17 protein-coding genes and 1 pseudogene are annotated in these 20,738 nt (G+C 65.4%); 6 read left to right on the top strand and 12 right to left on the bottom strand.

The genetic code is table 11. The features are described 5' to 3' along the window. Positions 1-20: 20 nt before the first annotated feature. From FJ414_RS00340 to FJ414_RS00325, 4 genes are all read right to left on the bottom strand, one after another. Positions 21-1,274, bottom strand: a complete 1,254-nt coding sequence (locus tag FJ414_RS00340; protein ID WP_140640124.1) for a M20 family metallopeptidase — start codon at positions 1,272-1,274, stop codon at positions 21-23. Continuing rightward, positions 1,271-2,485, bottom strand: coding sequence for an ROK family transcriptional regulator (locus FJ414_RS00335; protein WP_140640122.1), 1,215 nt, complete (start codon positions 2,483-2,485; stop codon positions 1,271-1,273). Before FJ414_RS00335 ends, FJ414_RS00340 begins: the two co-directional genes overlap by 4 nt. Positions 2,486-2,672: 187 nt before the next feature. Further along, positions 2,673-5,831, bottom strand: coding sequence for an efflux RND transporter permease subunit (locus FJ414_RS00330; protein ID WP_140640120.1), 3,159 nt, complete (start codon positions 5,829-5,831; stop codon positions 2,673-2,675). After that, complete coding sequence (locus FJ414_RS00325; RefSeq protein WP_140640118.1) at positions 5,831-7,051, bottom strand: efflux RND transporter periplasmic adaptor subunit; 1,221 nt, start codon at positions 7,049-7,051, stop codon at positions 5,831-5,833. Before FJ414_RS00325 ends, FJ414_RS00330 begins: the two co-directional genes overlap by 1 nt. Before the next feature lie 295 nt (positions 7,052-7,346). Between FJ414_RS00325 and FJ414_RS00320 the strand changes: the two are divergent. Further along, positions 7,347-7,496: pseudogene (locus FJ414_RS00320) on the top strand (FCD domain-containing protein); the annotation flags it as partial. Between the two features lie 15 nt (positions 7,497-7,511). Here the strand turns inward: FJ414_RS00320 and FJ414_RS00315 are convergent. Continuing rightward, on the bottom strand, positions 7,512-8,543 hold the full coding sequence (locus FJ414_RS00315; protein WP_140640116.1) for a hydroxyacid dehydrogenase: 1,032 nt from the start codon (positions 8,541-8,543) through the stop codon (positions 7,512-7,514). Between the two features lie 144 nt (positions 8,544-8,687). On the opposite strand from FJ414_RS00315, the gene FJ414_RS00310 reads away from it, so the two are divergent. The 5 genes from FJ414_RS00310 (at position 8,688) to FJ414_RS00290 (ending at position 13,554) form a co-directional block, all read left to right on the top strand. After that, a complete protein-coding gene (locus FJ414_RS00310) occupies positions 8,688-9,764 on the top strand; it encodes a LacI family DNA-binding transcriptional regulator (RefSeq protein ID WP_140640114.1) in 1,077 nt (358 codons plus the stop codon). Positions 9,765-9,824: 60 nt separating this feature from the next. Beyond that, positions 9,825-10,814 (top strand): substrate-binding domain-containing protein, encoded by a 990-nt coding sequence (locus tag FJ414_RS00305; protein WP_226892202.1) that lies wholly within the window; start codon positions 9,825-9,827, stop codon positions 10,812-10,814. Positions 10,815-10,938: 124 nt separating this feature from the next. Beyond that, the gene (locus tag FJ414_RS00300; protein WP_140640112.1) at positions 10,939-11,925 is read left to right on the top strand and encodes an ABC transporter permease; all 987 of its coding nucleotides are present in this window, start codon (positions 10,939-10,941) and stop codon (positions 11,923-11,925) included. Then, positions 11,922-12,698 (top strand): ATP-binding cassette domain-containing protein, encoded by a 777-nt coding sequence (locus tag FJ414_RS00295; RefSeq protein WP_140640110.1) that lies wholly within the window; start codon positions 11,922-11,924, stop codon positions 12,696-12,698. The genes FJ414_RS00300 and FJ414_RS00295 overlap by 4 nt, the downstream gene beginning before the upstream one ends. 1 nt (position 12,699) lies before the next feature. Continuing rightward, positions 12,700-13,554 carry a sugar phosphate isomerase/epimerase family protein gene (locus FJ414_RS00290; protein ID WP_140640107.1) on the top strand — a complete coding sequence of 285 codons (855 nt, stop codon included), beginning with the start codon at positions 12,700-12,702 and terminating at the stop codon, positions 13,552-13,554. Between the two features lie 53 nt (positions 13,555-13,607). On the opposite strand, the gene FJ414_RS00285 is transcribed toward FJ414_RS00290, so the two are convergent. From FJ414_RS00285 to FJ414_RS00255, 7 genes are read right to left on the bottom strand one after another with little or no spacing between them, the layout of a single operon-like run. After that, positions 13,608-15,053 (bottom strand): aldehyde dehydrogenase, encoded by a 1,446-nt coding sequence (locus FJ414_RS00285; protein WP_140640105.1) that lies wholly within the window; start codon positions 15,051-15,053, stop codon positions 13,608-13,610. A gap of 39 nt (positions 15,054-15,092) precedes the next feature. Continuing rightward, positions 15,093-15,878 carry a coniferyl-alcohol dehydrogenase gene (locus tag FJ414_RS00280; RefSeq protein ID WP_140640814.1) on the bottom strand — a complete coding sequence of 262 codons (786 nt, stop codon included), beginning with the start codon at positions 15,876-15,878 and terminating at the stop codon, positions 15,093-15,095. Between the two features lie 2 nt (positions 15,879-15,880). Beyond that, positions 15,881-16,942, bottom strand: a complete 1,062-nt coding sequence (locus FJ414_RS00275) for a branched-chain amino acid ABC transporter permease (RefSeq protein WP_140640103.1) — start codon at positions 16,940-16,942, stop codon at positions 15,881-15,883. Then, positions 16,939-17,835 carry a branched-chain amino acid ABC transporter permease gene (locus FJ414_RS00270; RefSeq protein ID WP_140640101.1) on the bottom strand — a complete coding sequence of 299 codons (897 nt, stop codon included), beginning with the start codon at positions 17,833-17,835 and terminating at the stop codon, positions 16,939-16,941. The genes FJ414_RS00275 and FJ414_RS00270 overlap by 4 nt, the downstream gene beginning before the upstream one ends. Next, positions 17,832-18,560: an ABC transporter ATP-binding protein gene (locus FJ414_RS00265; protein ID WP_140640099.1), complete on the bottom strand. Its 729-nt coding sequence runs from the start codon at positions 18,558-18,560 to the stop codon at positions 17,832-17,834. Before FJ414_RS00265 ends, FJ414_RS00270 begins: the two co-directional genes overlap by 4 nt. Further along, entirely contained in the window at positions 18,557-19,288 is a 732-nt protein-coding gene (locus tag FJ414_RS00260; protein WP_140640812.1) for an ABC transporter ATP-binding protein, read from the bottom strand. The genes FJ414_RS00265 and FJ414_RS00260 overlap by 4 nt, the downstream gene beginning before the upstream one ends. Before the next feature lie 28 nt (positions 19,289-19,316). Continuing rightward, the gene (locus tag FJ414_RS00255; protein ID WP_140640097.1) at positions 19,317-20,633 is read right to left on the bottom strand and encodes an ABC transporter substrate-binding protein; all 1,317 of its coding nucleotides are present in this window, start codon (positions 20,631-20,633) and stop codon (positions 19,317-19,319) included. Between the last annotated feature and the right edge of the window lie 105 nt (positions 20,634-20,738).

The following is a 20,738-nucleotide window of genomic DNA, read 5'->3' as shown; positions in this document are numbered from 1 at the left end:
TTTTCTGCTTCGTTGGTCGTTCAGTCGGCCACGCCACAATAGCGGGTCATGAAGGCTGCGAAGCCGACGATACCGGCGAGGTATTCCTCGACATCGACGTGCTCCTCGAAAGTGTGGCAGTTGCGGATGTCGCCCGGCGCGCAATAGACGGCGGGAATGCCCAGCCGATTGACGAAGAACGAGGATTCCGACCAGAAGGGCGCGCCCTCCATCATGCCGCGTCCGCCCAGGGCGCCTGCCATCGAGTCCGAAAGCAGGGCGACTTCGGCGCGCGTCTCGTCGATCTCGGCGGCGGTGCCGCCCAGCCTGTGGTCGCGACCGGCCGGATAGGCGAACTCCACGGTGATCTCGGGATCGGTGATCGCGCCGCGCACCGCGGCCTCTATCTCGGCGGCGGCCGTGTCGAGGTCCTCGCCCGGCAGGAGCTTGCGGATCAGCGACAGCGTGCATCGCTCGGGCACGGCGATATAGCCGCCGCCGGTGAGGCCGGTGATCAGCAGGAAGCCGCGCCCGGTGAGCTTGTGCTCGGCGCGGGCAGCCACCGCGTCCGAATGCTTCCAGAGCGCCGTCATTGCGGCATGCGCGGCGCGCAGCGCATCCTTGCCGAGCTCCGGCACGCCGAAATAGGCCGACTTGCCGGTGATCGTGATGTCGGTGATGAAGAAGCCGATCTGCGCGGCGTAGACGGCAAGCCGCGTCGGCTCGACATAGCAGGTGAAGTCGGGCGCCGCGACCTCGCCGGCCTCGATGCGCTCGACGAAATGCTTGATGCCGGCGGAGACGCCGGTGCCGGGCTGGCCGCTTTCCTCATCGCCGACGAAGGCGAAGGCGACATCGCCCTTGAGGCAGATGCCGGCCTTGTCGAGCAGCGAGAGCGCCGCCAGCGAGGCGGTGATGCCGGCCTTGAGATCGCCCGAGCCGCGGCCCCAGACCGCGTTGTCGACGATGGGCGCGCCGAACGGGTCCTCGCGCTCGGTGCCGGCCCAATGCTCGCGCCAGCCGTCGACATGGACGGTGTCAGTATGGCCGATGAACAGCAGGCGCTTGCCCTGGCCAGTTCCCTTGCGCTCGCCCCAGATGTTCGGCCTGCCGGGCAGGAAATCCGCGCGGCTCAAGCCGCTCAGTCCCAGCTCGCGCATTTTCGCTTCGAGGAAGTCGACGAAATTCGCTTCATTGCCGGTGATGCTGTCGCGGCCGATCGCGCCCCTGAACAGCGTCAGCGCCTGGTCGGAATCGAGAGCGGCGCGCAGCCGGGTTGTGATGTCGCTGGTCACAGCACGACCTCCTTCAGGGCAGCCGCCTGGGCGGTGGGAAGTGAAATCCGGCCGTCCGGCGCGTCGACGCCGAAGAGCGTGTTGTGCAGCTGGCCAAGGCCGATCGCGGCGGCGCCGATCAGCGCCGCCCGCGCGCCCAGCTCGCCCGCCTCGACGATGACAGGGTAGGGGAAGCAGAGCGGTATCAAGGCTTTGACGCGTGAGAGGATTTCCGGCCTGAGGCCGATCGAGCCGCCCAGTATTACCTTTTCCGGATTGGCGACGGCGGCGATCGCGGCGATGCCTTGCGCCAGATAGCGCGCCGTCTCGTCGAGCACTGTGAGCGCTGCCTTGTCGCCTGTTGCGGCATTCTCGAAGATCGCGGGGACCGCGACCTGGGTGCCGGTCAGGGATCTGTAGCGCTCGGTCATTGCGTGCGTCGCCACCGCCCGCTCGAAAGCGCCGGTGCGCAGCGATTCCGCGGCGAACGGATCGGCGCCGATCGGCATGAAACCGATTTCGCCCGCCGCATGGGTGGCGCCGCGCACCAGATGGCCGCCCAGCATCAGGCCGCTACCGACGCCGGTGCCAAGCGCGATATAGGCGAGATTGTCGATACCCTGGCCCTGGCCCAGCCAATTCTCGCCAAGCACGGCGAGATTGACGTCGTTCTCGATCATCACCGCGACGCCGAGCGCCTTCTCGGAAGCGTCAAGCACATTCATGGCGTCGAAGCCGGCGATGTTCGGCGCGAGCAGGATGCGGCCGGTCGCGGGGTCCGGCGCGCCCGGCGCGCCGATGACGGCAAGGCGGATTTTCTTGCGGGGGATCCGCTCCCTGGCCGCGGCCTGGAAGGCGAGCGCCGCGATCTGGTCGATGATGAACTGGCCGCCGCGCGGATCGGTCGGCGTCGCCGCTTCGGCGAAGATCTGGCAGGCGAGGTCGGTCAGCGCCACGCGCACCTTGGTGCCGCCCAGGTCGACAGCGATGATGTAGGCGGCGTCGTGGACAAGCTCATAGGTGACGGCGGAGCGCCCGACATGGCCGCTGGTGCGTCCGGTCTCCTGTACCCAGCCTTCCTGCTCGAGGCCACGTACGATTTCCGAGATCGTCTGCTTCGAAAGGCCGGTGAGCTTGGAAATCGAGGCCCGCGATATCGGCCCGCCTTGGACGATCGCCTCCATGACGGAGCGTTGCGAGAACTGGCGGGAAATACGCGGCAGATCGCTCACGGCGGGCCTCGGATTAATTCGTTCTGTAACCGAACTTATTATTCAAGCATTTGCTTGTCAACGACCTTGTTGCGTCGCCCGAGAACGGTGGATGCTGACGGAGCTCCGCCGACAATTCAGCCGGACAACCGCTGTCGCGATCAATGGCTTACGAAAGAACGTTGCTGGCTTCTGGGGATGCCTGCCGCTACTCGGCCGCCAGCTTGCGTCGGGCAAGGCTGATCTCGTCCAACGGGAGTTCCGGCTCGTCATGGCTTTCTTCGTGACCGCGGAACGAGCTCAGCCAATGCGAAAGATCGTCGAGGTAGAGATAGATCACCGGTGTGGTGAAGAGCGTCAGCGCCTGACTGACGAGCAATCCGCCGAACATCGTGTAGCCGAGGGGCTGGCGGATCTCCGCCCCGGTGCCGTTCCCCAGCATCAGCGGCAGTGCGCCGAGCATCGAGACCATGGTGGTCATCATGATGGGGCGGAACCTGAGCAGGCAGGCCTGGCGGATCGACTCCAGCGAACTGAGATGCTGGTCCCGTTCCGCCGCGATGGCGAAGTCGACCATCATGATGCCATTCTTCTTCACGATGCCGATGAGCAGGATGACGCCGATCAGGCCGATCAGGTTGAACTCCATGTGGAAGACGAGCAGCGTGCCCAGCGCGCCAAGCCCGGCCGAGGGCAGGGTGGAGAGAATGGTCAGCGGGTGGATGTAGCTTTCGTAGAGGATGCCGAGGATCAAATAGACCACGACCAATGCGCCGAGGATGAGCACCGGCACGGATGACAGCGACTGCTGGAAGGCTTGGGCCGTACCCGTGTAGCTGGTCTGGATGGTGGCGGGCAGCCGCATCTCGGCGGCGGTCCTGTCGATCGCGGCGGTGGCCTGTCCCAGCGCTACATTGGGCGCCAGGTTGAAGCTGATCGTCACCGACGGGAACTGGCCTTCATGGTTGATGACCAGCGGCTGCACCGGCTTCGTTGTCCACTTGGCGATGGCCGAGAGCGGCACCTGCGAACCGCTCGACGTCGTCAGATAGATCTGGTCGAGCGCCTTGAGGTTGCCGCGCAGCGACGGCAGCACCTCCATGATCACGTCATAGGTCGAAAGCTGGGTGAAATATTGGGCGATCTGGCGCTGGCCAAAAGCGTCGTTGAGCGTGTTGTCGACGTCGTTGGCCGTCAGGCCGTAGCGGGCAGCCTGGTCGCGATCGACCTGCAGCGTGAGCGTGGTGCCGGAACTCATCTGGTCGGTCGAGACGTCCCGCAATTCGGGCAGTCGCTGCAAGGCCGTCAACAGCTTGGGCGCCCAGCTGTCCAGCGTGTCGAGATCGCTGCTTTCCAGCACATACTGGTATTGCGACGCGGACAGCTTGCCGCCGACACGCACGTCCTGCGAGGCCTGCATGAACAGGCGCGCGCCCTGAACGGCCGCGAGCTTCGGCTGCAACCGGCGGATGATCTGGTCGGCCGAAGCGTCGCGCTCGTCGCGCGGCTTCAACTGGATGAACATGCGGCCGGTGTTCTGCGTGTTGCCGCTGCCGCCCGTCGATGCCGCGAAATGCGCCACCGCCGGATCCTTGGAGACGATCCCGGCAAACTGCGCCATATAGGACTGCATCTGGCCGGCGGAGACATCCTGGCCGGCGATCACCTGGCCGAAAATCAGGCCGGTATCCTGCTGCGGAAAGAAGCCGCTCGGAACAAGGGTGAAGAAATAGCCGGTCAGCGCCACGCAGCCTAGGAACACTAGAAGGGTGATGAAACGATGCGCAAGCGCCCGGTCGAGGCCGCGCTCATAGGCGCGCAGCATGCCGTCGAAGACGCTTTCGCTCCAGCGGTAGAGTCTGCCGTGGTGTTCCTCTGCCGCCGGCTTGATGAAGCGTGAGGCGAGCATCGGGGTAAGCGTCAGCGAAACGCAGGCCGAAACCAGAATGGTCATGGCCAGCGTCACCGCGAACTCCTTGAACAGGCGGCCGATGATGCCGCTCATCAGGAGCAATGGGATCAGCACCGCCACCAGCGAGATCGAGATCGACATGATGGTGAAGCCGATCTCGCTGGCGCCGCGGATCGCTGCCTGCATCGGCTTCTCGCCATGCTCGATGTAGCGGACGATGTTCTCCAGCATCACGATGGCGTCGTCGACGACGAAGCCTATGGAGATGGTCAAGGCCATCAGCGACAGATTGTCGATCGAATAGCCGGCGGACCACATCAGGCCGCAGGCGCCGAGCAGCGCCAGCGGGACGGTGAAGGCTGGGATGGCCGTCGCCCAGACATTGCGCAGGAACAGGAAGATCACCATCACGACCAGCCCGATGGTGAGCATCAGCGTGAACTGCACGTCCGCTACCGAAGCGCGGATGGTCTGGGTGCGATCCGAAAGCACCTGCAATTTGAGCGAGGCCGGCATCTGGGCGGTCAGCATCGGCAGCTCCGCCTTGATCTTGTCGACCGTGTCGATGATGTTGGCGCCTGGCTCCTTGAAGATGACGAGGACGACGCCGCGCGTCGTGTCGGCCCAGCCGGCCTGGGTGTAGTCTTGCGCGTCGAGCACCGCCCGGCCGACATCCTTGACCCGCACCGGCGCGCCGTTGCGATAGGCGATGATGGCGTTGTTCCAGTCGCCGGCAGCGGTCATCTGGTCGTTGGAGAAGATGGTGAAGGAGCGCACCTCGCCCTGGATGTTGCCTTTGGGCAGGTCCACGGTGCCGATCGAGAGCGGGGTGCGCACCGCTTCGAGCGACAGGCCCCTTGCCGCCAGCTTGGCCGGATCGAGCTGGACCCGGATCGACGGCGTCTGCTGGCCGCCGACCAGCACCTGGCCGACGCCGTCGACATGGCTGATCACCTGCGCAAGCTTGGTGTAGACGTCGTCGCTCAACGTCGTCAGCGGCAAGTCCGTCGAGCTCGCCCCGATCAGCATGATCGGCGAGTCGGTCGGATTGACCTCCCTATAGGTGGGCGGATTGGGGAGGTTCTTCGGCAATTGTCCGCCGGCGGCGTTGATGGCCGACTGCACCAGCCCGGCGGCCGATGCGATGTCGACGTTGAGAGCGAATTGCAGCGTGACCTGGCTGGAGCCTGACAGGCTGCTCGACGTCATTTCGGCAATGCCGGGGATTTGCGCGAACTGCGTCTCGAGCGGCTGGGTCACCGACGACGCCATGGTGATCGGGTCGGCGCCCGGCAGGCTGGTTGACACCTGGATCGTCGGGAAGTCGACGTTGGGCATCGGCGCGACCGGCAGGTTGAGATAGGCGACGACGCCGACGAACAGCACGCCGACCATCAGGAGCGAGGTAGCGACCGGGTAGCGGATGAAAGGCGTGGAAACACCGATCGCAGCCATCAGCTTGCACCTCCGGGCTGCGCGGTGCCAGCCTGCGTCTGGCCGGCACCGGGTGGGGGCGTGGCGTCGACACTTGCGCCGTCAACCACGCGGTATTGGCCGGCGATCACGACACGCTGCCCTTGGCTCAGACCATCGGTCACGACCGTCTCGCCGCCATCCGAAGGACCTGTCTTGACGGTCTGCCGATGGACCTTGCCGTCGTCGCCGACGACATAGGCGAAGAGCCCGTCAGGGCCATGCTGGACGGCTTCGTCCGGCACCACGATCGCGCCTGACATCGTGCCGATGCGCATGCGCGTGTTGACCGAAAGACCCGGCCACAAAGCATTGTCCTGGTTGGCGAATGTCGCCTTGAGCGAAATCGTGCCGGAGGCCTGGTCGACCTGGTTCTGGATCGCTTCCAGCTTACCGCTGGCCAGCACCGTCTTCATATCCGCGCCAAGCGTGTCGATCGGCATGGGGCCGGCCGTGAAGACTTTGTTGATGGTCGCGACCTCATCCTGCGGCTGCGTGAACGACACGTAGATGGGCTGAAGCTGCACGAGAGTGAAAAGCCCGGGGCTCTGGCCGGCCTGCACGATGTTGCCCGGATCGATGGTGCGGAAGCTCGTCTTACCGGACAGCGGCGCCGTGATCCTGGTGAAGTCGAGGTTGAGCTGCGCCGCCTCGATGGCCGCCTTGTCGCCCTCGATCGTGGCGGCGGTGGTCGTGACCACCGCCTGCTGGTTGTCGACATCCTGCTGGGTTTCGAAGGTCTTTTGCAGGAGCGTGGAGAGGCGTTTGAGGACCACTTGCGCATTCTTGAGCGTCGCTTCGTCCTCCGCCTCCTTGGCCTTTGCCTGGTCGAGTGCGGCCTGATAGGGGCGAGGGTCGATCTCGGCAAGCAAGTCGCCTTGCTTGACCATCTGCCCCTGCTCGACCGGGACCTGGTCGACGACACCGGCGACACGGCTCGAGATGCTGACGCTGTTCAGCGGCGTCACCGTGCCGAGCCCGTATAGATAAAGTGGGAAATCGGCCTTCCGCACCGTGGCGACAGTGACCGGAACCTTGGGCGCGGGCTGCGCCGACGCCGCGCTCGCGGCAGCCTTTGCCTGGGCGTGGTTGCGCCATAGGCCATAGCCGCCGCCAAGCAGAATGAGTACGGCCAAAAGCACGATGCTCGGAGAGCGATGCTGCCGTTTGCGACTGGCTTGCTGCGTTGATGAAATGCTCATGACGCCGTCCACCTACGGGCCAGAATACCTAGCCTTTTCAGGATGGTTGGAGGTTGGGATCGACCTCGTCGATCGGCGGGACAGTAGTCCTGTCGACGCTGCGCTGTCAGCTTACAGATCGGTCATGTTGCGCTGCGGCATTCAACGATGCGTGAGGCCGCCTTGACCGGACCATCGCGGCAAAATCAAATTTTGTTCATAGCCGGGGCTCGATCCGGAGCGACAATCAACTGCTCAAGCGGGAAACAGGAAAGCCGCGCCCGGATCGAAAAACACCGGGCGACGAGACGATGCAAACCGCCGCGAGCCGGCGATCGCCGAAATGCACGCGATCATGGATGCTATCCGCTTACGCAAGCCGGAAGCGGCGGAGGCCGCGGCCCGGCGGCATGTGGAGACGGCTTGGCAAATCGCCCGCGGCGCGCTTCGGCTCGGCACGCTTTAGGCGGCTTGTTTCAGCTCAATTCCGGTCGACGGGCTTGGAGCGCATGCGCGAAACCGTCTCGCGCTCGGCGCGCTTGGAGCGCAGTGGCGGCAAGCCGCGGTCGATGAGGTCCATGTCCTCAAGCACCATGTCGCCCATCCGCTTGAAGGCGATGTCGAGCGCCCCGGCGCGGTGCGCCGAGCGCAGGAAGCCGGGGAGGGCGCGGACAGGATGGTCCTGCGCCAGCGGCTCCTCCGGGAAGACGTCGCTTGCGGCAATGATATGGCCGCTCTTCACCGCCGCCATGAGTGCCGCGAAATCGACGACGCCGGCGCGGCTGAGCAGGATGAAGGCCGCGCCCTTGCGCATTTTGGCAAATGCGTCCGCGCCGAGGAAACCCTGGTTCTCGCTGGTGACCGAAGCGACGACGAAGACGAAATCGCTTTGCGACAACACCTCATCCAGCGAGGCCGGCTCGACGCCATTGTCGATCAGGATCGACGGCGGCAGCCACGGATCGTAGACCTTGGTGCGGGTGCGGAAGCCGGTCAGCAACCGGTTGAGCGCGCGGCCGAGATCGCCGAAGCCGATGATGCCGACATCGGCGCCGGAGAGAAGCCGCGCGGTCTGGTTGCCGTCGCCGCCCCAGATCTCCTTGCCTTGCCGGAAGGCGAGATCGGCGTCGACGATGTTTCTGGCGAGATTCAGCGCCATGGCAAGGCCGAGCTCCGCGACCGGCTCGGCAAAGACCAGGCCCGTGGTGACGACATGGATGCCGCGCGCAAACAGCGTCTCATAGGGCATGTTGTTGAGCAGGTTCGTCTCGACATTGAAGATGCAGCGCAGCGTCTTCAGCTTCTCCAGCGTCTCAGCTGAAATCGGCGGCTGGCCGATGATAAAACGCGCCTCGGCCAGAGTATCGGCGGGCAAGGCGGCAACGCCTTCCGGGGTGGTCTCGACAATGCGATAGTGTTTGCGCAGGCGCGCCAGCTGTGGCGGCGTGAAGATGAGCTCCAATGTGCGCGGTTCGGGCGCGCTGATGACCAGCGGCAAGGCTTTGTCGGGCATGTTTTTCCTCCGGGCGCGATTGGATCGCGTCAATCACGCATTCAAGTCTTACTCCCGATGAAACGATTTACAAGAACGAAAAATCGATTTATCGATTACAGTAGCGAGGCAGAAAATCGGCTGCCTGCCCTCGGGAGGAGGTCAATGGCACAACACCAAATCCGGCAGCGGCGTCCGTCGATCCACGACGTGGCAAGTCATGCCGGCGTGTCCGCGGCCACTGTCTCCAAGGTGCTGGCCGGCGTCACCACGGTCAAGCCGGAAAACGCGCAGCGTGTGTTCGACGCCGTCGAGCGTCTGGGCTATCGCGTCGATCCACTAGCCTCCGACATGCGTCGCGCCAAGCGCCGCATCATCGGCGCCATCATGCCCGAGTTCGAGAGCGAGTTCTTCGGCCAGATGGTCACCGAGCTCGAAGGCCTTGCCGAACAGCGCGGCTACACGTTGGTCGCCGCATCGAGCCGTGAATCCGAGGCGCGCGAGAAGGAAATCCTTGCCCGCATGCATGACTGGCGTGTTGCCGGCGTCGTGCTGGCGCCGGTGCGCAACGAGCATGGTCCGGCGGCCGCCTTCATGAAAGCCCACGGCATGACCGGCGTGCTGATCGACCGCGTCTTATCCGACGACGCCTTCGATACGGTATCGGCCGACAGCGCCTCCGCCAGCGCCGAGGTGGCGCGGATGCTGGTCGGCAAGGGCCACAGCCATATCCTCGTCATCGGCCTTGCCGAGCAGGCGGCGACAGTGCGCGCCCGCCTCGAGGGTTTTCGCGCGCAAGCGCTGGCGCTCAACCCATCGGTGCGCATCGACGTCATCACCTCGGAAGTCAGCGTCGAGCCGTTGAGGGCTTCGCTGCGAGATTACTTTGCCAGGGGAGAGCGGCCGACCGCCGTCTATTCGCTGCTTTTGAAGGGCACGCTCGTCGCGCTGTCCGAGTTCCGCCGGCGTGACTGGCATTGCCCGAACGACATCTCGCTGGTCGGCTTCGACGATGCGGAATGGATGCAGGTGACATGGCCGGCGATCGCCGCAGTGGTGCAGCCGGTGCGCCAGATCGCCAGCGAGGCGATGAACCTTTTGTTTCGCAGGATCGAGGGCGCCGTGGGACCACCCACGGCGCGGCTCGAGCCCTGCCAGGTGTTGATGCGGGAATCCGTTGGCTCGCCAGGCAGCGGTCCGCATTCCGGGGGAGGAGACCGACAACAGCCCCCATTGTCGTGAACGGAAGCTAGCGCCGGCCCTGGCCGAGGCATCCGGCGCCAAGGATCAACGGAGGATCGAATGACATCGCATTTTTTGAAGATAAATCGATTTACCCTTGCCGTGGGTATCGCGCTTGCATTTTGCGCCGTCGGTACCGCCAAGGCCGAGGACGGCGAATATGGTGTGCTGATGAAGACGCTGGCCAACCCGTTCTGGGGCGCGATGGCGCAGGGCGTCGCGGACGGCGCCAAGGAAGCCGGCGTGAAATACTTCCAGCAAGCGGCCGAGAGCGACCAGGCGGCCGAGCCGCAGCTCAACCTTTGCAACACGATGCTCGAGCGCAAGCCGGTGGCGATGATCACCGCCGCGATCAACTCGACCAACCTTCTGCCTTGCCTGAAGTCGGCGCAGGACGCCGGCATCAAGATCGTCGACCTCGACAACAATCTCGACCAGGCGGTGCTGGACAAGGAAGGCGTCAAGGTGACCTTCCATATCGGCTCCGACAACATCGCCGCCGGCGCGCAGGGCGCCGAATACCTCGCCAACAAGCTCGGCAAGGACGCCAAAGGTCCGGTGCTGGTGATCGAAGGACTCTCCGGCAACATCACCGGCGAAAAGCGCGCCAAGGGCTTTGCCGACAAGCTGAAGGAACTGGCGCCAGGGCTCGAAATCGTCGCCTCGCTGCCGGGCGACTGGGATCGCGGCAAGGCCGCCTCGATCGCCACCGACACGCTGACCGCGCATCCGGATCTCGTCGCCATCTTCTGCGCCAATGACGGCATGGCGCTGGGCGCCGTGGAATCCGTCTACGCCGCCGGCAAGGGCCCGCAGGTGACGATCATCGGCGTCGACGGCAATTCGGACGCGGTGAAGTCGATCAAGGAAGGCCGCCTCAACGCCTCGGTTGCGCAGCTTCCCTATCTGGTCGGCAAGCAGGCGGTCGAGAACGTCAAGAAGGCGCTGGCCGGCGAGAAGGTCGAGGACAGCATCGCCGTGCCCACGCTGGTGCTGACCAAGGACGTGATCGACGCCGGCAAGGAGCCGATGCTGCAATATGTGAAGTGAGGAAGGAAGGGAGTAGGGGAGTAAGGCAGTAGGGGAATAGGGGAGCGCGGTTTGTGCTTCGCCCATCTTTCCCTACTCCCCTACTAACCTACTCCCCTACTCCCTTACCCGAAGGGTAGAAAAAATGGCTTCTGAACAGCCCGGCTTCTGGGCTCGGGTGCAGCGCGCATCCGTCGAAAGGCTCCACATCAGACTTGAGTCGCTGGTGGTGCTTCTGGCCCTGAGCACGGTGATGGCGCTGCTGTCGCCCTATTTCCTGTCGCTCAGCAATTTCCTCAACATCCTGCTCGCGACCTCGACGATCGGCGTGCTGGCGATCGCCGCCACTTTCGTCATCGGCTCGGGCGGGCTCGATCTGTCGCTCGGCTCGGTGATGGGTCTTGCGGGCGTGGCCGGCGCCTTCGTCGCCGTCAATCTCGGCTGGCCTTCGGTGCTGGCGGTGATTGCCTGTATCCTTGCCGGCGGCATTGCCGGCTATATCAACGGGCAATTGGTGACCCGCGCCTTCGTGCCGGCGTTCATCGTCACGCTTGGGATGCTTGGCCTTGCGCGCGGCCTGGCGCTGGTGATCTCTCAGGGCAGGGCGATCTACGGCTTGCCGCCGGAGATCGTCTATATCGGGCAGGGCAGGCCGTTCGGCATTCCCATGCCGGTGATCATACTGGTGCTGACGGCGATCGTCGCGCATGCGGTGCTTGCCTATACCCGCTTCGGCCGCCACACGCTGGCGCTGGGCGACAGCGAGGGCGCGGCGCGCGCCGCAGGCATACGCGTCGAGCACCACCGCCGCATCATCTATACGCTGTCCGGCGCGCTGGCCGGCCTAGCCGGCCTGCTGTTCACCGCCCGCGTCAATGCCGGCGACCCGACCGCCGGTATCAACTACGAGCTCACCGCGATCACCGCGGCGATCATCGGCGGCACCAATCTGTTCGGAGGCCGCGCCTCGATCCTCGGCACGATGATCGGCGCGCTGATCATGGGCGTGCTGCAGAACGGGCTGACGCTGCTTGCCGTGCAATCCTACTACCAGCAGATGGCGATCGGCGCGGTGCTGATCCTCGCCGTCTTCATCGACCAGTACCAGGTGCGGAAGGAGTCGCGCGTATGACACTGCTTTCGCTTCGCGGCATCCGCAAGAGCTTCGGCGCGGTCGATGTGCTGCACGGCGTCGACCTTTCGGTCGCGGCCGGGGAGGTGGTTGGGCTGGTTGGCGACAATGGCGCCGGCAAGTCGACGCTGATGAAGACGATCACCGGCATCTACCGCGCCGACAGCGGCTCGATCGAGTTCGACGGCAAGGACATCCTGGCGCTGGACCCCGGCCAGCGCCGCCGCCTCGGCATCGAAATGATCTACCAGGATCTTTCTCTCGCCAAACAGCAGGACGTGGCCTCGAACATTTTTCTCGGCCGCGAGCCAACGAAAAGGCTGTTCGGCCTGTTCCCCGGTTTTGTGGACAAAAACGAGATGGACCGCCAGGCCGCGAAAATGATTGAGCGGCTGGGCGCGCATCTGCCGTCAATAAACCGGTCGGTCGGTTCCTTCTCCGGCGGCCAGCAGCAGACGGTGGCGATCGCGCGTGCGCTCACCTTCAATCCGAAGCTCGTCATCATGGACGAGCCGACGGCGGCTCTCGCGGTGCGCGAGGTGCAGAGCGTGCTCGACCTCATCCGGCGGCTGAAGTCGGAAGGCATCGCCGTCATCCTGATCTCGCACCGGCTGAACGACGTGCTGTCGGTCACCGATCGCATCGTCGTGCTGCGCCACGGCAGGGCGGATGCCGATCTCGTCACCGCCAACACCAACATGAACGAAGTCGTCAGCCGCATCGTCGGCGGCGGCGATACGGCCGCAGCGGCGGCGCATGAGCAACGAGGCTGACATGAACACCTTCGGACTGCACACTTTCGCCATCGCGCCGGTCTGGGACCTCGCCCGCATCGAGCCGCAGATGGACCGGCTCAAGGAATACGGCATCGGCTTGATGGAGATTCCTTTGCTTCGGCCTGAGGAGATCGACACCAAGCGGACGCGTAGCTTTGCCAATCACTACGGTGTTGAACTGGTCCCCTCGCTCGGCCTGCCGCGCGCGCTCGATGTGGTCGAACGGCCGGACGAGGCGCTGGATTTCCTCGAGCCGGCTTTCCGGGTCTGCAACGAGGTCGGCGCCGAGGCGCTCGGCGGCGTCACCTACGGCACAATCGGCAAGACCACCGGCCGCGCGCCGACGCAGCGCGAGATCGACGGCATGTGCCGTTTCCTCGAACGCGCGGCGAAGGCGGCGAAGTCGCGCGGCTTGAAGCTCGGCATCGAGCCCTGCAACCGCTACGAGACGCATCTGATCAACCGCGGCGTCGACGCGGCGCGCATCATCGAGCGCGTCGGCGCCGACAACATCTTCATCCATCTCGACACCTACCACATGCATATCGAGGAGGAGAGCTTCGCCTCCGGTTTCGAGGCGGCGGCGCCTTATCTCGGCTATGTGCATGTGTCGGAGGCAAATCGCGGCGTGCCGGGTCGCGGCATGCTCAACTGGGCGGCCTGCATGAAGGCCATCGCCGACATCGGCTATCAGGGCGCGATCACGCTCGAAAGCATGAACCATGTCGATGTCGACATCGCCGGCGGGCTCGCGGTGTGGCGGCCGGTGGCGGAAGATCCGCGCGACGTCATCGAGGTCGGCCTGCCGTTCTTGCGCGAGGAGGCGAGGAAGGCCGGATTGACGCTGGGGTGAGCTCATATCTTCCTTCCCCCACACAAGGGGAGAAGGGAAAAAGCAGGCGCCTCTCAGAACGGATAGTGCTGTCCGGGATCCTCGATCGTCACCCAGCGCAGGTCGGTGAATTCGGCGATCGAGGCCTTGCCGCCGAAGCGGCCGTAACCCGAGCCCTTGACGCCGCCGAACGGCATCTGCGCCTCGTCGCCGACGGTCGGGCCGTTGATGTGGCAGATGCCGGCCTGGATGCACGCGGCTATCGCCATGGCGCGGCGGATGTCGCGGCTGAAGACGGCGGACGACAGGCCGTATTCGGTGTCGTTGGCGACGCGCACGGCCTCGTCCTCGCCTTTGACGCGAATGACCGGCTTCACCGGACCGAAGGATTCTTCCGAATAGACGCGCATCGCGGGCGTCACGTGATCGAGAAGTGTGGCTTCCACGACCGTGCCGGTGCGCTTGCCGCCAGCCGCCAATTTCGCGCCCTTCGCGGTCGCATCGGCGATCAGTTCTTCCATCTTGTCAGCGGCCTGGCTGCTGATCAGCGAGCCGAGCACGACATGGCCGCGCGGGTCGCCGGCCGGCAATTGCGAAGCGCGGGCGGCTAGCTTGGAGACGAATTCGTCTGCGATCTTCTCATCGACGATCAGCCGTTCGGTCGACATGCAGATCTGGCCCTGATGCATGAAGGCGCCGAAGGTTGCGGCATTGACCGCGGCGTCGATGTCGGCGTCGTCCAGCACGACCAGCGGCGCCTTGCCGCCGAGCTCGAGCAGGGCCGGCTTAAGATGCCGCCCGGAGAGCTCGGCGATGATGCGGCCGACCTTGGTCGAGCCGGTGAAGTTGACGCGCTTCACCGCCGGGTGTGCGATCAGCGCCTCGACGATTGCCGCCGCGTCCTTCGGGTCGTTGGTGAGGACATTGACCACGCCCTTGGGCAGGCCAGCCTCGACCAGCACCTGGCCGATCAGGCGGTGCGTGCCGGGGCACATTTCGGAGGCCTTCAGCACGACCGTGTTGCCGCAGGCGAGCGGCATGGCGAGCGCGCGCGTGCCGAGAATGACCGGCGCGTTCCACGGCGCGATGCCGAGGCACACGCCCGCCGGCTGGCGGATCGCCATGGCAAGCGTGCCGGGCTTGTCGGACGGAATAACCTCGCCGGAGATCTGCGTGGTCATCGCCGCCGCTTCGCGCAGCATGTTCGATGCCAGCATGACGTTGAAGCCGGCCCAGGGGCCAGTGGCGCCGGTCTCTTCCATCATCAGCTTGGTGAACTCGCCAATCTTGGAGGCCATGACGTCGGCTGCCTTGGAAAGCAGGGCACGGCGTTCGCCAGGCCCGGTCTTCGACCAGGCATCGAAGGCAGCGGCCGCGGCATCGGCGGCCGCGTTGGCGTCGGCGACGCTTGCGGCAGCGGCGCGGGTCGCGAGCTTGCCGGTGAACGGGTCCAGGCGCTCATAGGAGGCTTTGCCGGTTGCCGCCCGCTCGTCGCCGTCAATCAGAAGTCCGATGTCCATGGGTCTCTCCTCGCTCGCGATCGGGCGTTGCAGATTGTCTCAGAAGCCGAGCACCTCGGCGTTTATTGATGCTTCGAGGCCGCCGTCGACCGGCACATTGGCGCCGTTGATCCAGCGTGCTCCATCCGAGCACAGGAACAGCACCACAGGCGCGATGTCGCCCGATGTGCCGGCGCGGCCGACCCGCGCGATATCGCTGTCGACGCGGGCATCGCCAAGCACGCTGCGGAATTGCTTGAGGATCGGCGTCTCCACTGGGCCGGGACTGACCGCGTTGACGCGGATGCCACGGCTCTTGAACAGTTCCTGATGCGCGGCGCGGAAGGTCCACAGGAGCAAAAGCTCCTTCGAGACAGGATAGCCTTCCTCGTTCTTCACCGCATGGTCGGCGATCGCCTTGGCGACATCGGGAAAGCCTTCGATGCTGACCATCGAGGCGGCGCGGTTCAGATTGGCGCGCCAGCCATAACCGGCGATGGAGGCGACGTTGACGATGGCGCCGCCTTCGCGAAGCCTTGGCGCCAGCGCCTCGGAAAGCGCGCGCAGGCCGTAGAAATTGACGGCAAGCGTCGGCGCGGCGCCGGTGTTGCCGGAGAGGCCGGCGATGTTGCAGAGCGCGTCGAGGCGCTGCGGCAGCCGCGCGACGAGATCGTCGACGCCGGCCTTGGACGAGAGGTCGGCCTGGACGAAGACGCCCTGGTGGCCGGCCGGCTCGCGCATGTCGACGCCGATCACGTCGGCGCCGAGTTGGCCGGCGAGTTCCGCGGTGCGCGCACCGATGCCCGAGGCGACGCCAGTGATGAGGATCGTCTTACCTAACAGGATGCTCATGCCTTCTCCCGAGAATCGGTGGTCTGCAGCGGCGAAGCAATCTCGCCGGTCGGATTTGATGCCCCCGCGGGAAGCCTGACGCGGTAGCCGACCGACAGCAGGCGCCAGCCAAACCGCTCCTCGAGCGTGCCCCAGAGGCCTCGCGGCAAGAGCAGCGAGAAGACGAGCGCCGTAGCGCCGAGCCCGATCAGGTACCAGACGCCGGTGCCGCCGAACCAGGTTTCGATGAGGAAGAAGAGCAGCGCGCCGAGGATGGCTCCCTCGAAGGTGCCGATGCCGCCGACCAGCACCATGAAGATCATGTAGGCCGTCCACTGCACGCTGAAATAGGTCTTTGGCTGGAAGGTGATGGCAGTCGCCAGCCACAGCGCGCCGGCGACGCCGATGCCGAAGGCGGCGAGCACGAAGAGCAGCCGCTTGGTGCCGGTGACGCGCACGCCGACGGAGGCTGCCGCATCCTCATTGTCGCGGATGGCGCGGATGGCCGCACCGGTGCTGCCGCGCAGCAGGCCGAAGAGGATCGCGAGCAGCGCCGTCATCGATGCCAGCGCCAGCCAGTAGATGGTCAGCCTGCGTGTCGATGCATCGTAGACGTTGAGCGAGATCAGCGACGTGCCGGTCTCGCCCTGGATCAGCCGATCGAGATTGACGAGCAGGTGAGTAAGGGCGGCGATCACCCACATGCCGATGGCGAACTCGCCATTCTTCAAGCGCAGCATGAACAGCGAGATCGGCCACGACACCGCGCCGACAATGACCGCTGAGACAAAGAGCGAGACGAATGGATTGAGCCCGGCATTGGCGAGCCGGATGGCGAAATAGGCGCCGAGCCCGAAGAACACCTGCTGGCCGACCGACACCAGTCCGCCGAAGCCGGCGAGCGCGTTCCACATGGCGGCGAGGATCACATAGATGAACAAAGCGGTCATGCGGTCGACGGCGCCGGCGGACAGGAACTGCGGCGCGATGGCGAGCAGCAGGATGACGGCCGCCACGCCGATGCCGGCAAAGCGCGAGGCGGCGGTGCCGCGCTCGATGACAGGGGAGGCGGCGCTCATGATGCCTTCCCCGTGGAGATGCGCAGCAAGCCGCGCAGGCCGAGGCCGGAGGTGTAGAGGCGGATGAACAGAACGATCAGGAAAGCGACATGGCCGCCGATGAGAAAACCTTGCGGATGTATCTTGGCGCCGAGCGTCTGGGCGAGCGCCAAGACGATGCCGCCGATCAGCGTTCCCCAGAGCGAACCGGCGCCGCCGATCACGGCCGCCTCGAAGGCGAACAGAAGTTGCGTGGCGCCGGCATAGGGATCGAAGGTGGCGCGCATCCCGAGGAAGGCGCCGGCGAGACCGACGGTGACCATGGCGATCGCCGCGGCGATGGCGTTGGCGCGGCGCGCATCGACGCCGACCAGCCCCGCCGTATCAGGGTCTTCCGAAGTCGCACGGATCGAGCGGCCGAGCCCGGTGCGGGTCAGAAACAACTGCAGTCCGCCGAGCATGACGACGGCGGCGACGAAGATGATCACCGCGAGCTTGCCGACATAGATGCTGCCCGGCCATTCCCAGGAATCGTAGGACAGGCTGCCGATGAAAGGCGCCAGCGAGCGCGTGTCGGCGCCGAATTGTTCGAACAGCACATTGTCGATGACGATGGCGAGACCGAAGGTGGTGAGGATCGGCAGCAGCGCGCCACCGCGCGCGCTGTGCTCGAGCAGGAAGCGCTGCAAGGCCCAGCCGATCGCCGCCATCAACGGCAGCACGATGAGCAAGCCGAGGTAGGGCGGGATGTGGAAGCGCGAGGCGAGCAGCCACAGCGCGAAGGCCGACAGCACGGCGAGGCTGCCATGCGCAAGGTTGATGATGCGCATCACCGAGAACATGAAGGAGAGGCCGCAGGCGATCAGCGCGTAGTAGCCGCCAAGCAGGATGCCCTGGACGATCTGGTTCATCATGCCGGCACGCCTGTGGCGCCTTTCCGGTGCAGGCCGAAATAGGCTTTGGTCACCTCGTCGCGCGAAACGGTCTTGCTGTCGCCGGCGAGCGCGATCCGGCCCTCCAGCATGCAGATGACCTTGCTGGAGACGGAGAGTGCGCGGTTGAGATCCTGTTCGACGAGGATGATCGTCGTGCCGGAACTGATCAGCCCCTGCAGCGAGGCGTAGACGCGGTCGACGACCAGCGGCGACAGGCCGAGCGAGACTTCGTCGAGCAGGAGGAGGTCGGGATTGCTCATCAGCGCGCGGCCGATCGCCGTCGCCTGCTGCTCGCCGCCCGAGAGATGCCCGGCCTTGGCGTGGCGGCGCGGTTTGAGGTTGGGGAAGGTTTCGAGCACGCGCTCGACGCTCCACTCGCCGGGACGACCGGCGCTGCGGCCAAGCAGGAGGTTTTCCTCGACCGTCATCTGCACGAAGAGCCGCCGGCCCTCGGGCACCAGGGCGATGCCCTTGCGGACACGTTCATGCGAAGGCACGCCGGAAAGGTCGGCGCCGTCGAAGACCACGCGGCCGGAGGCTGCCTGATGAGCGCCGGCGATTGCCCTGAGCAATGTCGTCTTGCCAGCGCCGTTGGCGCCGACCAGCGCCAGCGTCTCGCCGCGTTCGACGCCGAAGCTGGCGCCGCGCACTGCTTGAAGCAGGCCATGCCGGACAACGAGATCCTCGACCGACAGCAGGCTCATTTCGGGCCTCCGCCGAGATAGGCGCTGATCACCTGCGGGTCGGCCATCACCGCGTGCGGCTCGCCGTCGGCGATGACCTTTCCGGCATCCATGCAGATCAGCCGCTCGGCCACCTGCAACAGGATGTGGACGATGTGCTCGATCCAGACGATGCCGATCTTGCGGCGGCGCAATTCGCGGATGGTCTCGACGAGTTCGCTGGCCTCGCCGTCGGTCAGGCCGCCGCCGATCTCGTCTAGCAGAAGCAGCGTTGGTTTTGCGGCGAGCGCGCGCGCCAGTTCCAGCCGCTTGCGGTCGAGCAGGCCGAGCGTCTCGGCGCGCCGGTTGGCGACGCCAAGCATGCCGCACAGTCTCAGCGAGCCGAGCGCTTCCTCATAGGCCTCGTCGCGGCCGAGCCCGGCGCCATGCGAGGCGGCGACGAAGACATTCTCGAAGGCGGTCATGCCGCCGAAGGGTTTCGGCACCTGATGGGTGCGCACCAGACCCAGCCGGCAGCGCTGCGTTGCCGGCAGCGCGGTCACGTCACCGCCCTTGAAGGCAATCGTTCCGGCGCCCGGCGGATAAGCGCCCGAGAGTACGCTGAGCAGCGTGGTCTTGCCGGCGCCGTTGGGGCCGACGATGCCGACCGCCTCGTCGGCGCCCATGGCGAAGTCGATGTCGTCGAGCACCACAAGCGCGCCGAAGCGCTTGTGGATGCCGGCGGCGCTGAGGATCGCACCGTTGGGCATGGCGTTCACGATGCAGTACCTCGACAGATCAGCCGTTGTAAGGCTGGAGCTTGGCCTCGACCGGCACGTTCGGGTCGGTGGCATTCTCGGTCACGACATAGTCGAGCGGGAATTTCGAGCCTTCCTTGGCGGCGACCCATTGCGTGCCGATGATCGGGCCGGGCGAGACATTGGGGACCGGGCCGCTTGTGAAGTCGACCTTGCCGCCCATGGTCTCGGTCTTGAGCGTGCTCAGCGCCTTGGCGACAGCCGCCTTGTCCTTGGCGTTGGCGCTTGCCTTAAGAGCTGCGAAACCGGCATCGAGCAACGACATCGAGGCGCCGAGCTGCTGCGTCCATTGCTTGCCGCTCGCTGCCTCATAGCCATCGGCAAGCTCGGTGCCCGAAACGCCGGTCAGCGACGACTTGTAGGGGAAAGCCTTGTGCCAATAGGCGGCGCTCGAAATCTTCATGCCGAGGTCGCCGAGCGCCTCGATGTCGGACGGGAACAGGCCAGTCTTGGCGACCTGGGCGATCTTGATCTGCCGGGTCAGGCCCTGCTGCGCGGCCTGGCGCCAGAAGGCGGCGAAGTCGGGCGGGATCGGGAAGGAGTTGAAGATCTCGACGCCTTCCTGCTTGAACAGCGCGATCTGCGAGGAATAGTCGGTGGTGCCGGTTTCGTAAGCGCCGGGATCGACGATGGTGAAACCCTGCTTGGCGAGCAACGGCGCCAGATGGGCGCGGATGGCATTGCCGTCGGCGTCGTTGGGGTACATGACGCCGACCTTCTTGTTGGTCTCGATCAGGTTCCACTGCGAGATATAGGCCTTGAAGAATTCCTCGACGCCGAAGCCAAAATGATAGGTCCATTTGAACGGCGAGGGCTGGCCCGGTTTGGCGCCTCGGCCGAAATACCAGGCCTCCCAGGGCATGACCGTCGACAGGCAAGGCACGCCGGCAGCCTCGCAGGCGTCCGCCACCGGATTGATGACCTCCGGCGTCGAGACGGCGAGCATCAGGTCGATCGCCTGGTTGTTGATCAGGTCCTTGGCGAGCTGGCCGGCGCGGGACGGATCCGACTGGGTGTCCTGGTCGACAATCTCGACGCTGTATTTCTTGCCGCCAAGCTCGATGCCGTTGGCCAGGGCCTTGCGGGCAAGATCCAGCACGTAGCCGTCGGTCTCGCCGAAGCCGGCGAGCGGGCCGGTGCGCGGGCTGACGAAGCCGACCTTGAGCGTGTCGGCGGCTTGCGCGAAGGCCCTGCCGCGGCCGAATGCCAGCGCCGCGCCGCCGGCCACCGAAGTGGCGATGAACTGGCGCCGTGAAATACCCGACAGAGCGGGTTTGCTGCCGATAATATAAGACATCTGCTCCTCCCTCAGTCGCCGTTCGACGCAGCGGCAAACGGGTCTTCCGTTTGCGGCCGGACGGCACGGCTTTCGATCCTCCGAAGGCCACATTGCACTAGCGGT

Source organism: Mesorhizobium sp. B3-1-6 (assembly GCF_006439555.1).
GTDB lineage: Bacteria > Pseudomonadota > Alphaproteobacteria > Rhizobiales > Rhizobiaceae > Mesorhizobium.
The sequence above is the reverse complement of the archived record's forward strand: the minus strand, read 5'-3'. Positions and strand labels throughout refer to the sequence as shown.

What these genes read in the sequence shown, in the direction of transcription:
- FJ414_RS00275 (WP_140640103.1), bottom strand. Translation starts at nt 16,942, where the DNA reads ATGAGCGCCGCCTCCCCTGTCATCGAGCGCGGCACCGCCGCCTCGCGC.
- FJ414_RS00285 (WP_140640105.1), bottom strand. Translation starts at nt 15,053, where the DNA reads ATGGACATCGGACTTCTGATTGACGGCGACGAGCGGGCGGCAACCGGC.
- FJ414_RS00290 (WP_140640107.1), top strand. Translation starts at nt 12,700, where the DNA reads ATGAACACCTTCGGACTGCACACTTTCGCCATCGCGCCGGTCTGGGAC.
- FJ414_RS00255 (WP_140640097.1), bottom strand. Translation starts at nt 20,633, where the DNA reads ATGTCTTATATTATCGGCAGCAAACCCGCTCTGTCGGGTATTTCACGG.
- FJ414_RS00330 (WP_140640120.1), bottom strand. Translation starts at nt 5,831, where the DNA reads ATGGCTGCGATCGGTGTTTCCACGCCTTTCATCCGCTACCCGGTCGCT.
- FJ414_RS00325 (WP_140640118.1), bottom strand. Translation starts at nt 7,051, where the DNA reads ATGAGCATTTCATCAACGCAGCAAGCCAGTCGCAAACGGCAGCATCGC.
- FJ414_RS00270 (WP_140640101.1), bottom strand. Translation starts at nt 17,835, where the DNA reads ATGATGAACCAGATCGTCCAGGGCATCCTGCTTGGCGGCTACTACGCG.
- FJ414_RS00265 (WP_140640099.1), bottom strand. Translation starts at nt 18,560, where the DNA reads ATGAGCCTGCTGTCGGTCGAGGATCTCGTTGTCCGGCATGGCCTGCTT.
- FJ414_RS00315 (WP_140640116.1), bottom strand. Translation starts at nt 8,543, where the DNA reads ATGCCCGACAAAGCCTTGCCGCTGGTCATCAGCGCGCCCGAACCGCGC.
- FJ414_RS00305 (WP_226892202.1), top strand. Translation starts at nt 9,825, where the DNA reads ATGACATCGCATTTTTTGAAGATAAATCGATTTACCCTTGCCGTGGGT.
- FJ414_RS00300 (WP_140640112.1), top strand. Translation starts at nt 10,939, where the DNA reads ATGGCTTCTGAACAGCCCGGCTTCTGGGCTCGGGTGCAGCGCGCATCC.
- FJ414_RS00260 (WP_140640812.1), bottom strand. Translation starts at nt 19,288, where the DNA reads ATGCCCAACGGTGCGATCCTCAGCGCCGCCGGCATCCACAAGCGCTTC.
- FJ414_RS00310 (WP_140640114.1), top strand. Translation starts at nt 8,688, where the DNA reads ATGGCACAACACCAAATCCGGCAGCGGCGTCCGTCGATCCACGACGTG.
- FJ414_RS00295 (WP_140640110.1), top strand. Translation starts at nt 11,922, where the DNA reads ATGACACTGCTTTCGCTTCGCGGCATCCGCAAGAGCTTCGGCGCGGTC.